The following is a 13,445-nucleotide window of genomic DNA, read 5'->3' as shown; positions in this document are numbered from 1 at the left end:
GTCGTACACCACACAAGCGTTTAAAGTCTTCTGGCTTTAAGATTTTTACTTGTTCGTATGTCATCAATGCTACCCAACTCTAACCTACTTGTCCCACGTATTTGGGACTTTTGCAAGAGGTCTAATATCGGCATTGATGAACTTCGCACCGCTATTTTGCAGCAAATCGCCAACCTCAAAGAAGTCTACGACCTTTTACCCCTCTCATGGTTTGAGGTTAAACAACAACTCGAATCCATGACTGAAGACTTCATCACCTACAGCAGCTATATCGGCATCTGCTACAAAAACAATATTCCCGAAGAACAAAACCAAGATCAACTCATCGATCTGCTCCATCGACTTGGCTTAGTTCTCAACTTCCGCGAGCATCCCATCCTCAAAGATACCAAAGTCCTCAAACCCAACTGGGTGACAGAAGGCATTTATGCGCTCCTGAGCGATGAAAACCTCAAAACTAAAAACAAAGGCATTTTCACCTCTGATGATCTCCCCTTTATTCTCAATCAAAAGCGCTACCCCACTGAGCGTCACAAATATCTGATCGGGCTGATGAAAGAATTTGAGCTTTGCTTTGAATTAGATTGTAAACCACCACAATTTCTAATTCCGGGACTTCTGCCCAAAGACCAACCAGACGAAACAGAACTAGAAGGCGAAACCCTGGAATTTCAATACCATTACAAAGTTCTCCCCGAAAGCATCATTTCCCGCTTCATCGTCAACACCCACGAAAAAATTTATAACCAAATCTATTGGCGCAGTGGCGTAATGCTGCAATATCAAGAAAACAACGAAATCTACAACATTGCTCGGATCAAAGCCGATCCAGAAGACAAAAAAATCTTCATCACTATTAGCGGACGCAAAGAAACTCGCCGCTTATTTCTCGGCATCCTCCGCGATGTCTTCCAAAAAATCCACAAAAGTCTCCCCAATCTCGAAATCACCGAATGGGTTCCCGTCCCCAATCACCCCAAACATCCGCCCCTCGACTACCAAGAACTACTCGGACTCGAAGCGATGGGCGTTCTTGAATATCCAATCGGTAAACTCAAAATAAACATCAATATCCGTCAACTACTAGATGGCTATGAATCACGAGAATCGCGTCAGAAAATACAAAAAGTTGATCCAGAAAGCGATCGCTCTCCAATTGTCAACATTTACAATAGCAATCACCAAGGAGATTTTAAACCCATGACAGAAAACACAAACAACCTTCAAGGTGCAAACATCGCCAACTTTGCCAACCAAGTTAAAGACAACGCCACTCAGCAAGCCTCTAACTTCAACCAAACAAGCGGCGCAAACATCAGCGAAATTCTGCAACTGATCGGCAACCTGCGCCAAACTGCCGCCCAATTCCCACCAGATATCCGCGACGACATCACCATTGATATTGATGATGTAGAAGCAGAAATTCAAAAGCCAGAAAAAGAACGCAATGTACCCAAACTCAAAAAGCGTTTAGTAGCTTTACTAACTGCTGCTACTCTAGTCGCTGGCGCGATCGCAGGTATGACAGATTTTACAAACAATGTTATGGAAATAGGGAACAAATTAAATATCGAACTAAAGCTTCCCTCTGCTAAATAGACTTTTCTAACTCCAGAGGCGATGCAACCTATTCTAGATTAATAATGATGGCATACAGCATTTTGCATTTAAATGAAGTACATCCTTTACCCCACCCTAACCCTTCCCTTGTAAAGTTGAAGTATTTGCTGTTAAATCAATTATCCATAGTACATCCTTTACCCCACCCTAACCCTCCCCCCTTCGACAAGCTCAGGGCATCGCTTGTAAAGGGGAGGGAACCAGATTTTTCTTGTTTCCCCCCTTTACAAGGTGGGATTAAGGGGGGTAATAATGTAATTAAAATTACAGCCAACTATTTTTCAAACAACCTCTTAGCAATGGGTTGACTATGAGGCTTATATTAGTTGAGGATGAAGTAGATTTAGGTGTAGCAATCAAAGAAGTCCTGAGCCATGAGGCATATATAGTTGACTGGTTTCTAGATGGTAATCAGGCATGGCAATATCTAGAAACTGGCTGGACTGAGTATACACTGGCGATTTTTGATTGGATGCTGCCTGGAGCTTCGGGGATAGAGTTGTGTAAATGGTTGCGCGATCGCCAATTAACTCTACCTATATTAATGCTAACGGCTAAAGACCGGATGGAAGAAAAGATTATTGGTCTAGATAGTGGTGCCGATGATTATTTAGTTAAACCCTTTGATATGGCAGAACTGTTGGCAAGATTGCGAGCATTACAACGGCGAGCCTCTTACGTCGGAGCAACGCTGACACCTCAAGTCCAACCGCGACGCTTACAAGTAGGTTGTCTGACGCTCAATTACAGCACTCATCAAGTTATTCGTGAGTATGTTCACGGAGAAAAGCAAGTGTTTTCACTAACTACCAAAGAATTTCAATTATTGGAATATTTCATCAGGCATCCTAACCAAATTATCAGCCGCGACCAAATTATCAATCAACTTTGGGAAATTGGTGCAGAACCAGTTAGCAATGTAGTAGCAGCACAAATTCGCTTATTGAGACGCAAATTAGGAGAAGAAGATAGCGAATCTTTAATTGAAACTATTTATGGTGTGGGCTATCGCCTAAATATTCATGCTGCTGATTTTTGCTAACTTGACAGCAATACTTTCAGCAAGGGTTTAAAAATATGGAACGCAATCCCATTTTCCACCAAACTCGGTTGCGGCTTGCAGCTTGGTATACCCTTGTCATGGGCGGTATTTTAGGGCTATCTAGTTTGGGAGTTTATAGTGTGGTTGCCCATACCTACTATGAAACCATAGACCAGGGATTGCAATCAGTCGCCAACGCACTCCATAAAAGTATTGAACCGGCTTGGCAACAACCCGGACAATTACAACGCCTTGCTAAAGAATTTTCTTTAGAATTATGTGTGGCTCAGACTAATTGTTTGCCTAAAACAACATCTATTAAAAAATCGATTGCAGAAGCGGCAAATCCAGTTAATTACTATATCCGTTTATTGGATCGCTCAGGAAAACTTTTTGCTAGTGGAGGCATGGAATTTGACAAATTACCGATGACCTCAACATTAGATAATTGGCAGATATTAACAGATTCCTCCGGCACTCGATACCGCGAAATCACTTTACCTTTGTATACTCAAAACCAGGTTTCGGGTTATCTACAAGTAGCGCGTAGTATCACTGATTTAGACCAACATCTTACTTATTTAAGATTAACTTTGGTATTGGGATTGCCAATTTCGATGATTTTCGTTGGTTTGTCTAGTTGGTGGTTGGCAGGAAGGGCAATGCAACCTGTATATCTTTCTTACCAACAAATGCAACAATTTACTGCTGATGCTGCCCATGAGTTTCGCACACCTTTAGCAGCAATGTACTCTACTATTGAAGCTGCTATCAAGTTACAGCAAGAACCAAAAGCCAATGGTGGAATTTTAGATGTACTCAAACGCCAAAATCGGCGCTTATCACAATTAGTTGGAGATTTGCTGTTATTAACGAGGATAGACCAGAAACAACTAATAGGAGAATATCAGCCTTGCTGTTTGAATGATATCATTAGCGATTTAATTGAGGAATTAGCATTTTTGGCGGTAGAGACTCAAGTCAATCTCTCTAAGCAAGTGCAAGTCTCAGAAAAATTGTATGTGATGGGAAATGAAGATCAGCTTTATCGCTTAATTTCTAACTTAATTGTCAATGCAATTCAAGCGACATCTAGCGGTGGAAAAGTCACGGTTTTTTTAGAAAAAAGTGAGCTTTATGCCATAATTAAAGTTCAAGATACAGGAATTGGTATTGCCCCAGAACATCAACAGCGAATTTTCGATCGCTTCTATCGAGTCGATCGCGATGCCTACGGTGGGCTGCGCCTACGCTCTCGCACCTCTGGCGGTTCGGGATTGGGATTAGCCATAGCGATCGCGATCGCCCAAGCACACAAAGGTAATATTCACGTTCAAAGTCAACCTGGGGTAGGTAGTACATTTACCGTTCGACTTCCTCTTTCACCGTGATTTATGGAAATAAATGTTGCTATTTGCAAATCTGCGATCGGCAAGGTGCGACTTTGAGTTGTTGCGTACATGGAGAGCGCACATTTATCTGTTAACAAATCCTAAAAGTGCTTTGATAGTTTTTCCACAGGATGATTAAGATATAGGTATTTGACCTGATCGGTGTCGATACTCATGGTGCAAGACCAGATTTTGCTGAATGATTGGCATGTAATAGCGCGATCGCAAGACCTCCAACCTGGAACAGTTCTGCACAAGCGCTTATTAGGCGAAAATCTAGTGCTTTGGCATAATGGCGACAAAGTTTTAGCTTGGCAAGACGTTTGCCCTCATCGTGGTGCTCGTCTTTCTCTAGGATATGTTGATAAAGAGACTCTTGTTTGTCCTTACCACGGTTTAGCCTTTAATAGCGAGGGAAAATGTGTACAAGTTCCGGCTAATCCCGAACAATCGCCCCCCACCCAAGCTTGTGTTAAAACTTACCAGATTCAAGAGCGTTACGATCTGCTCTGGGTTTGTTTAGGGACACCAAAACAAGACATAGCTCCGTTTTCTGAGTGGTACGATCCGGTCTATCAAAAGATTTTCTGTGGCCCTTACTACTATCACTCTAGCCCTCTGCGGGTGCTGGAAAATTTCATCGATCCGGCACACTTCCCAATTATGCATTCGGGATTATTTGCCCACGCCAGCCGTCCTGAGTTGACGCACTATGAATTAGAGTCTCTTCCAGATGGGATTAGTTTCAAATGTGGTTTGTGGGAACTAGATTTTAATTCCGGTAATCCTCTGTCAGCACCAATGATTTTCAACACTTACGATTACCGCATTTTCCGTCCGCTAGTGGCATACTTTAAACTTGGGCCTGGAGATCGTCGTTTAAATATCTTCTATACAATTACACCAGTCGATGAAGATGAGTGCGTGGTGCAATATTGGTTAATGGTAAACAGTGTCCGCGATCTAAAAGTGGAAGTGTATCTAGATATTCAAAATAAAGTTGCTAGTCAAGATATCGCCATTGTCGAGTCCCAGCAACCCCGACGCTTACCTTTGGATTTGCAAGCAGAAGTACATTTACCGAGCGATCGCTATTCTATAGCATACCGAAAGTGGCTCAAACAACAGGGTGTTACTTTCGGTACTATTTAGAACTTGGCGATGCTTGTCATTTGTATGATTAAGAAAAAATATTTAGATAAAATTGCTTTAGAAGCTAACTTCCTTAAAGAGTTTAAAAAACGGTAGATTGTTAATTAATCTACCGTTTTTTATGTATGTTGAATGCGGTAATCCAAACTCAAGTAATATTTTTGCAAGCTTTCATCTCAAGGTTAATTTTGGATATTTATCGATCCACAAGCGTTAGTTTTAAAGGATACAATGGCTCAGATCCATTTAATTGCCAAATTCTAAATACCAAGACAGCAGCTACAGTTAACCACACACAAGAAAATGATAAAGTCATTCCCGCTATAGGATTAGTTTGCCAATAAATTGCCGTCACCACTACAGCAGATAACCAAGGGCCTAAAATAACTACAGGTACAGCAGCACCTAATCTCCGTTCTACAGTAAAAATCGTATTCCAAGTATCCCCTAAAGCCAGATGTACCACAAATAAAATTAAAGGCAATACTAAAAACTGGTGATTCATTTGCTGCCAAACCAATACAGAAGAAATTACCCGCAAAACAGCAATTATCATCCAAACTATGGGAAATACTAAAGGTGGAGGAGACCATCTTGGTCTAACTACCTGGTCATAGGTCTGACGAGAACGGGTATTCTCTAAAAGAGAAAAAATTCGAGAACGGATACTTAATAGAGCAAAAAACAATCCAGTCAATAAAGTGCTAACCCAACTGGGAAAAGAAGAATTATCGATGAGCATTACTAATTTTTCCATTCCCAATAACACGAGAATCATAACTAATATTTGTAGGATAGTCCCTAGTGTATAAACTAAAACTGCCCTGATATCTAGTTCTTGTGTAGTAGCTATTGATGTGTTTAGAGACTGTGGTTTATTTCCAGTTTTTACCCCCATCACTGTATTAACAAACTGTTCAACTATTCCACTATTCTTGGATTTATTCATAATTAAGAGATGGCGCGTAGGTGGTAATTAGTAGTAATAAGTCATTATATGATACTCTAATAGGTAAAAATAATTTGGTTAGGCTCTTTTAATATCAGAGTTTATAAGTTCCGAATCTAATGTACAGTTTTTCGTAAGTGATGTTGAGGAAAAAACGTGGAATTTCAGAAGTTATTGTATATTTTTACTCTAGTAAATATTGCTACGTTTGCTCTGAGTGTACCTGTATTTGCTCAAATCGCGCAGACTCCCTTTAATTCTGCACAGTCAAATTGTCGTGCAACTAAAGTAAATACTCCAGTTTTCAAAGAACCTTCAACATCATCCAACGCTATCAGAATATTGTCGCCAAAAACAAGGATTACTTTAGCATATATACCAGCTAGTGGAGATAGATTTGTCAGAATTAAAGCTCCGACTTCAGGGTTTATTCAAACTGCTGTCCTGAAATTTTGTCAGCCGAATAACAACGCTCAAAATATATCGAGTAAACCTACTATTGGCAGTGTATGTCGGCAAATTGTACGACAGGAAACTATACGTCGCCAACCAAGTACACAAGAACCTTTTATTACAACACTTCCTCCAAACACAACTGTGTATGTGAACTTGGTTACAGGTAATGTTGTTAAGTCATACAAATCTGAAAATTATATTTGGGTAGAAATCGACCTTTCCAGAAGTTTCCCTGGAGAATTATCTGGTAATGGTTGGATAGTCAATACTGACTTAGTAAATACTCCTGGATTAAGCAGTCTGGCTTATTGTAGTTAGTAGCTTATTTATGAGTACAATGCTCTAGACAATTTTTAGTTGTGGGAATCGACAAGAAAGCCATCGAACCATTAAAGTGCTGATTAGAATAAACAAACACCTGCGGGTAGACTTTTCTATTGTGGTGGCCTATGAAAACGACCCGAAGCATGTTTTAGAGATTCTCAGGTAAGTATCCTAGCAATTGTATAACGAACCAGAATGGCGCGATCGCTTACCAGAATTGCCTGAAGTGCTAGGCATTGATGACCTCTCCCACACAGGTATGTTAGTCCGCGTCTGGATTAAAACGGCGAATGGCACGCTTGATAAGCGTAAATCCCTGATATTAGTGGCTTTTGGGTATAGGGTGTTGGGTGTAGGCTGAGTGTGTTTAAGAAAATTGAATTTTAGCGCATCAAATAGAACAACATCTTCTTCCAACCCTTAACCCCACACCCTACACCCTACACCCTGCCCTGACGAGGTTTCATCTTTTCTTAGTGCCATTCATTAAAACGGCACCGATGGAACAATGGCGCGTTGGGCGAGAGTTCTGTTTACGGGTGCGGCTAGCCTTTGAAGCAAACAATATCCAGTCAGTTACAACACTGATTTGGATGAATCTGTCTATAGCAAGGGATGCATTCATTGACTCCAAACGAGAGGAGCTACAGTAAAACTCTGGAGAATCAATTGTGAGGCAGACATACATCGTGCATTTCGATGGATATCGATGTCATTCTCGAATTAATCTGTGCTGAAAAATTTTTCCGCAATCGTAACTATTTCCCCTAGTTCTCCCCTATTTATTTCTAAATTCAAATCAGAAAAGCAGAGAACACCGCCCCAACTAAGCGCGCAATCTCTGCCGTATAAATAAATCAATAAAAATGGAGAACAAACCTATGCTACACCAAATTAAAGAATTGCTGCAAAACGCACAATTACAACAGCAAGTCAAAGCAGCAGCTAACCAAGCAGAAGCTATCAAAATGATAGCGATCGCCAGTGCAGAGAAAGGTTATAACTTCACAATTGAAGCTATTTCTCAAATGTTGGGAGAACTAACATTTGTGGACTCCAATGAACTGAGTGAAGAAGAATTACTTAGTGTTAGTGGTGGAATGATGGCTGATAGTGCGCCTAAGTTATGCCACACAGAAGGCTGTGGTGGCGGACACTGCTAAAAAAGGGATGTAGCTTCTCTTTCTCTTTGCCATTGTAGCTTCCAAGGTCAGTTGTTTTTCTAAAAGAGCTTTTTAGATCCAACTTTTCCAATATTTTAATTTGGATAATTTCCATACTTGGGACTGAGGTTAAACTCAGAAAAAGATGCTGCATAACAGATTTCCTCTTTAGTTTTTTAATCAAGGAAAAGAGGGAATTTTATTAACAACTACTATCATCAACTCGGAGAAAATACAATTATGTTGTCACAAATTCAAAGTTTACTCCAAAATAGCCAACTACGCGAGAATATGCAAGCAGCAGTTACCCAAACAGAAGCCATCAAACTGTTGCTAATTGCCAGTGCAGAAAAAGGTTATACTTTCACAGCCGAAAGCGTAGCTCAAATGCTGGCAGAACTGACCTTTGTGGATTCCAACGAACTGAGTGAAGAGGAATTACTCAGTGTTAGCGGCGGGATGATGGCTGATAGTGCGCCTAAGCTATGTCATACAGATTCATGCGGTGGTGGACACGCTGGTTGCTGCTAAAAAAGTATAGATCTCTTGCAAAAAGCACTTTTGGAAGAGGGGAGAAAAGGGTAAAGGTTTTTTCTTTTCCTTTTCCCCAAAACCCGACAAATATTGAATTCCTTCTTTGCTTTTTTATGAAGGTAAAGAGGGAATTCCATTCATAATTATCACCAACTTTAAGAAAATATAATTCTGACTTTTACCTTCTGCCTTATCCCATTGATATCTCTGTTTTAACTCCCACTATGAGAAATCCAGCTATGGTTCAACAAGTTGTTCGCTTATCTCCACAGAAAACATCAGACGATTTAAGGGCGATCGCAGCTAATGCTAGCTTTATTTGGGAACGGCTTGATGAAAGCAGATTTGCAATTAATGGCGATCGAGTCAACGAACAAGAAATTAACCGTCGTAGAAATCGCTGGTGCGAAGTTGCAGCAGAAGGTAAATTGGATACATTGCACAAACGCTTACAGTGGGAAGGGCTAAACCTCGATACTGTTAGTTCCAGATTGGGAACTATCGAGTTACTTGCCGATCGACCTTTGCCTGAGTGGGCAGAAACCTTGCAGCAAATCATCCAAACCGCTACAGGATTCAATTTTGCAACGCAAGTATTTCTACCAATCGATTCACAAAATCCGATCGCTTTTGAAGATGTCCTTTTGCCTGCTATCTTGGTAGCCAGACAGCAATTACTGACTCGCTGCGCCAGTCAATTCACCCAAGAGTCTCTTCCCTTATCGATTCTTTCCCAAGCTGCTTACACCTCTTTGGAACGTGGTCTACTGCAACGATTAGCAGGACTTTGCACTAAGACATTAGATTTTGAATTTTCTCAGGTGCGTCCCTTTGGTCAAAGCTTGCTCGGCTTACTGGGACTGGAGACAGAAAACAATAACACTCACTACACCAAGTTCGTCAATCAACTCCTAGAAGATGGAATGCTGACGTTCTTCCAGAAGTATCCAGTTCTCGGTCGGTTAGTGGCAACAGCGGTCAATTTTTGGGTTGAGTTCACTGCTGAATTTCTCCAACGTTTAGTTGCAGATAGGACAGATATTCAACGAACTTTTGATGAAGCGATCGCCCCATTTTCTGAAAACAAAGTTGCCGAAATTCAAGCCTCTCTTTCCGACCCACATAAACGCGGACGAACGGTGATTTTGCTCACCTTTGAGTCTGGACTTAAACTTGTTTATAAACCCAAAGATTTAGGACTAGAGGTTGTCTTTAATCAATTTTTGGATTGGTGCAATCAACACAGCAATCTTTTAGATTTTAAAGTCATTCAAGTACTTGAACGCAACGGTTATGGTTGGGTAGAACATGTTGAACAGTTGCCTTGTGTTGATGAAGCAGCTGCGAAACGATTCTATCAGCGTTCTGGGATGTTGTTGTGTGTGCTTTACGCCCTCAGAGCTACAGATTGCCATTACGAAAACTTAATTGCCAATGGCGAACATCTGGTGCTGATTGACATGGAAACCTTGCTACACCACGAACCGAATCTCATTGAAGACTCACCGCTTACCCAAGATTTAGAAACAACCGCCACACAACAATTTTGGGATTCCGTACTCCGCACCGGACTTTTACCGCGTTGGGACTTTAGTGGCGATCGCAGTGTCGCTTATGATATTAGCGGACTAGGCAGCACAGACCCCCGACTATCTCCCCGCAAAGTACCGCGTTGGCAGAACATTAATACAGATAATATGCATCTGTTGTCTGAGCCTGTAACCTTGCCGATTGGGAAAAATGTGCCGTTCTTGGGTGAAAATGCTCTGTCTCCAAACGATTATCAACTACAAATCACCACTGGGTTTGAGCAGATGTATCGCTTTTTGATGGCGCACAAAGATTTCTTACTTTCACGCCAAAGTTTGCTATCTGCTATGCAAAATCAGCAGGTGCGCTTTATCTTCCGCAACACCCGCATCTATGGCATCATCCTCCAAAAAGCTTGGGCACCCGATCACCTCAAACACGGTGTAGATTACAGCATTCAACTCGATGTTCTCAGTCGTGCCTTTCTAGTTGCTCAAAATAGACCGAACGCTTTTCCTGTTTTGAGCGCAGAACTCCGAGCGATGGAACAATTAGATATTCCCTTCTTCACGGCTAGCGCTGTGGTTGATGAACTGAGTTTAAACGGTTCTTCTTCCATTCCCAACTACTTCAAGCAATCCAGTTATCAAGACCTGCTCAACCAGTTACAATCTCTAGATGAAACCGATTTAGCTCGACAAGTAGCGATTATTCAAGGCTCCTTCGATGCCAAGATCGCAACCACTTCCAGCCGCCAAGGTGGGCAATGGCAAGGGGAATCGTTACCGTTGCTGAATTCGGAACAATTGATTGCTGAAGCCAAAGAAATCGCCACTCAACTGGAAACCAGAGCCATTTTTGATCCTGATGGCAGCGTTAACTGGATTGGCTTAGACTTTGTGCCTCGCGCCGAACGATATCAACTGCAAGTATTAAACAATTCTCTTTGTGACGGACGCTCTGGAGTTGCCTTGTTTTTAGCGGCACTGAGCCAAGTAACTGGTGATTCCCGTTACCGCGATCTAGCATTTAGAACAGTGCAATCTCTGCGTCGCCAAATCCACACCATCGATCCCGAAACTTGGGAACGCATGGCTCGTTTCATGGGCGTTGGGGGTGCGACAGGTTTAGGATCGATGATCTATAGCCTGGTGAAAATTAGTCAATTCCTCAACGATGCAACGCTATTGCCAGACGCTCAAGTATTAGCCAATTTGATGACACCAGAACTAATTGCTGCCGATGAACACTTGGATATTATGAGTGGAGCAGCTGGGGCAATTCTAGGGTTATTGTCCCTGCATCAAGCCACAGGAGAAGCAACCGTTTTAGAAAAAGCGATCGCCTGTGGACAACATTTACTCAACCGTCAAGTTAGTCACAATGGTGCGCCCAAAGCTTGGCATACTTATTGGGATAAGCCCTTAACTGGCTTCTCTCATGGAGCCGCAGGCATCTCTTATGCCTTGCTAAGACTTTATGCCGCCACCTTGGAGGGCAAATTCTTAGAAGCAGGTTTAGCAGGAATTGAGTATGAGCGTAGCGTCTTTTGCCAGTCCACTGCCAACTGGCCCGACTTCCGCAGAATGGGACAAGCAGGACAACCTGACTTTGCAAATAAGTGGTGTCATGGTGCAGCCGGCATTGGTTTGGGACGCTTAGGCAGTTTGAGAATCGTGGAAACGCCGGATATTCAACAAGAAATTGAAATTGCTCTCCAAACTACTCAGAATTTTGGCTTACAAGCGATCGATCACTTGTGCTGTGGCAACTTCGGCCGGGCGGAAGTGCTGTTAGTCGGTGCAAAAATCTGTTCACGTCCTGATTGGCATCAAATTGCTCGCCAGAATGCAACAAATGTCGTGGCTAGAGCCAAGCGAACTGGAGCTTATCAACTGTTCCCCAACTTACCCAATTCTGTATTTAATCCTGGCTTTTTACCCGGTATATCTGGAATTGGTTATCAATTGCTGCGTCTGGCTAACAATGATTTACCTTCAATATTGTTATGGGATTGAGCTTGTTATTCGCATCTTGAGTGCCAAGTAATACGCAAAAATTGCTTTGGCCGCTCACACCCTATTACCTCACTAGACGTTAATAGGGTATCTTTACAGGTAAGACTAATTCCAATACGCTTGGGTTAAGGATAATTGTAAGTTGGGTTGAACTTTAGTGTTACCCAACAAATGTTCGAGAATGTTGGGTTTCGTTGCTCAAACGCCACTTGCTAAGTAAGCGGGAACGCTAAGAGCGAACAAGTCCGGAAACCGCAAGGGCGCAGTGGCTACCCAACCTACGCAAATTTATTTTTCTGGCTTAACCCAAGCGCATTGAGACTAATTCATCATTAAGCTTTAGACGAAAAACCTTTTTTTGTATAATCCCAGCAATCCAACTACGCTAAGACCAAGTAATGCCGATGGATCGGGTACAGAAGTTTTTTGTGCTGTAAAGCCAGTTTCGTAAGAAATACTAGGGTTGGTAGCTGAAGCAACTGTGTAACTAGCCTCTATTTGTTGTAATCCTTCATCACCAATAGGAACCAAATAAGTACCATCTTGGTCGCCACTTAACTTTTTGCCCAAATATTCTACTGTCACATCTGGAATTTGTTTTCCTTGATAAAGAACTTGAACTTTCAAGTTTTCTCCTGGTTTGACTGCAAGAGGATTCTGTAATGAGATAATTTCTAACGGCAGATTGAATGGTTTAGCCAGAGTGTCAGACCAATCGTAAAGAGCTTTAGTATACTTCAGATAATGGCTAACGTCTTGATATTGTCCAATTTCTTGTTCGGAAATACTGCGAGATTCACCGCCTACATTAGCATAATAGCCATTATCAAAAAATCCAGTTAATGCTGCGATTTCACCATTAGAAGTTAGAGATAGCCCGTCTTTTTTCTGATTGATATCAAACGGAATTATTTGTCTATTAAAATCATAAGCTGTAGCTTGCTTAAATTTAGATGTCTGGTAAGGTTCTGGCCCGTCTTCTGGATGACCAAACAAGAGATTATATTCTCCATTATCATAGTCAAACCAGATAATATGTGCTGAAACTGGTTGAATAAACAAAGGTAACATTGCCACTGCTAATAGCAACTCTTTCCATTTTTTAATTAGCATCTAAATGTTCCTAAATCAGGTGTTAGATAATTAAAACCATAATATTTAATAACTTACAATCCCCCCGTCAGGGATATTTATGATTAAGGATAGGAGCTTTTTTATTTATTAATAATAAGTAAACTTTTTCTGTTAGCTGAAATACAAGACATA

At 41.5% G+C, this 13,445-nt stretch carries 11 protein-coding genes and 1 pseudogene; 10 read left to right on the top strand and 2 right to left on the bottom strand.

Features of this window, described 5'->3' with window-relative positions:
• Positions 1–117: 117 nt before the first annotated feature.
• The 4 genes and pseudogenes from AC1F2U_RS30380 to AC1F2U_RS30365 form a co-directional block, all read left to right on the top strand.
• A pseudogene (locus AC1F2U_RS30380) lies at positions 118–1,599 on the top strand (COR domain-containing protein); the annotation flags it as partial.
• Positions 1,600–1,930: 331 nt separating this feature from the next.
• Positions 1,931–2,662: a two-component system response regulator RppA gene (rppA, locus tag AC1F2U_RS30375; RefSeq protein ID WP_480264514.1), complete on the top strand. Its 732-nt coding sequence runs from the start codon at positions 1,931–1,933 to the stop codon at positions 2,660–2,662.
• 35 nt (positions 2,663–2,697) lie between these two features.
• Positions 2,698–4,053 carry a two-component system sensor histidine kinase RppB gene (gene rppB, locus AC1F2U_RS30370; RefSeq protein ID WP_480264513.1) on the top strand — a complete coding sequence of 452 codons (1,356 nt, stop codon included), beginning with the start codon at positions 2,698–2,700 and terminating at the stop codon, positions 4,051–4,053.
• Between the two features lie 174 nt (positions 4,054–4,227).
• Complete coding sequence (locus tag AC1F2U_RS30365; protein WP_480264512.1) at positions 4,228–5,205, top strand: aromatic ring-hydroxylating dioxygenase subunit alpha; 978 nt, start codon at positions 4,228–4,230, stop codon at positions 5,203–5,205.
• A gap of 196 nt (positions 5,206–5,401) precedes the next feature.
• Here the strand turns inward: AC1F2U_RS30365 and AC1F2U_RS30360 are convergent, their stop codons facing one another.
• Positions 5,402–6,154 carry a TspO/MBR family protein gene (locus AC1F2U_RS30360; RefSeq protein ID WP_480264511.1) on the bottom strand — a complete coding sequence of 251 codons (753 nt, stop codon included), beginning with the start codon at positions 6,152–6,154 and terminating at the stop codon, positions 5,402–5,404.
• A gap of 156 nt (positions 6,155–6,310) precedes the next feature.
• On the opposite strand from AC1F2U_RS30360, the gene AC1F2U_RS30355 reads away from it, so the two are divergent.
• From AC1F2U_RS30355 to AC1F2U_RS30330, 6 genes are all read left to right on the top strand, one after another.
• On the top strand, positions 6,311–6,928 hold the full coding sequence (locus tag AC1F2U_RS30355; protein WP_480264510.1) for a hypothetical protein: 618 nt from the start codon (positions 6,311–6,313) through the stop codon (positions 6,926–6,928).
• Between the two features lie 184 nt (positions 6,929–7,112).
• Positions 7,113–7,295, top strand: coding sequence for a hypothetical protein (locus tag AC1F2U_RS30350; protein ID WP_480264509.1), 183 nt, complete (start codon positions 7,113–7,115; stop codon positions 7,293–7,295).
• A 139-nt stretch (positions 7,296–7,434) separates the two neighbouring features.
• Positions 7,435–7,587, top strand: a complete 153-nt coding sequence (locus AC1F2U_RS30345) for a hypothetical protein (protein WP_480264508.1) — start codon at positions 7,435–7,437, stop codon at positions 7,585–7,587.
• 228 nt (positions 7,588–7,815) lie between these two features.
• On the top strand, positions 7,816–8,097 hold the full coding sequence (locus tag AC1F2U_RS30340; protein WP_480264507.1) for a Nif11-like leader peptide family natural product precursor: 282 nt from the start codon (positions 7,816–7,818) through the stop codon (positions 8,095–8,097).
• Between the two features lie 240 nt (positions 8,098–8,337).
• Entirely contained in the window at positions 8,338–8,628 is a 291-nt protein-coding gene (locus AC1F2U_RS30335; RefSeq protein WP_480264506.1) for a Nif11-like leader peptide family natural product precursor, read from the top strand.
• 242 nt (positions 8,629–8,870) lie between these two features.
• Entirely contained in the window at positions 8,871–12,179 is a 3,309-nt protein-coding gene (locus AC1F2U_RS30330; protein ID WP_480264505.1) for a type 2 lanthipeptide synthetase LanM family protein, read from the top strand.
• 339 nt (positions 12,180–12,518) lie between these two features.
• Here AC1F2U_RS30330 and AC1F2U_RS30325 read toward each other — a convergent pair whose 3' ends face one another.
• Positions 12,519–13,292, bottom strand: a complete 774-nt coding sequence (locus AC1F2U_RS30325; RefSeq protein ID WP_480264504.1) for a DUF4198 domain-containing protein — start codon at positions 13,290–13,292, stop codon at positions 12,519–12,521.
• Positions 13,293–13,445 lie beyond the last annotated feature (153 nt).

This window comes from Nostoc sp. LEGE 12454 (assembly GCF_056620565.1).
Note: the sequence above shows the minus strand (reverse complement) of the source record. Positions and strands in the feature narration are given on the sequence as shown.

Coding starts and splice junctions, on each gene's coding strand:
- rppA (WP_480264514.1), top strand. CDS start 1,931: ATGAGGCTTATATTAGTTGAGGATGAAGTAGATTTAGGTGTAGCAATC.
- rppB (WP_480264513.1), top strand. CDS start 2,698: ATGGAACGCAATCCCATTTTCCACCAAACTCGGTTGCGGCTTGCAGCT.
- AC1F2U_RS30365 (WP_480264512.1), top strand. CDS start 4,228: ATGGTGCAAGACCAGATTTTGCTGAATGATTGGCATGTAATAGCGCGA.
- AC1F2U_RS30360 (WP_480264511.1), bottom strand. CDS start 6,154: ATGAATAAATCCAAGAATAGTGGAATAGTTGAACAGTTTGTTAATACA.
- AC1F2U_RS30345 (WP_480264508.1), top strand. CDS start 7,435: ATGGAACAATGGCGCGTTGGGCGAGAGTTCTGTTTACGGGTGCGGCTA.
- AC1F2U_RS30340 (WP_480264507.1), top strand. CDS start 7,816: ATGCTACACCAAATTAAAGAATTGCTGCAAAACGCACAATTACAACAG.
- AC1F2U_RS30335 (WP_480264506.1), top strand. CDS start 8,338: ATGTTGTCACAAATTCAAAGTTTACTCCAAAATAGCCAACTACGCGAG.
- AC1F2U_RS30330 (WP_480264505.1), top strand. CDS start 8,871: ATGGTTCAACAAGTTGTTCGCTTATCTCCACAGAAAACATCAGACGAT.
- AC1F2U_RS30325 (WP_480264504.1), bottom strand. CDS start 13,292: ATGCTAATTAAAAAATGGAAAGAGTTGCTATTAGCAGTGGCAATGTTA.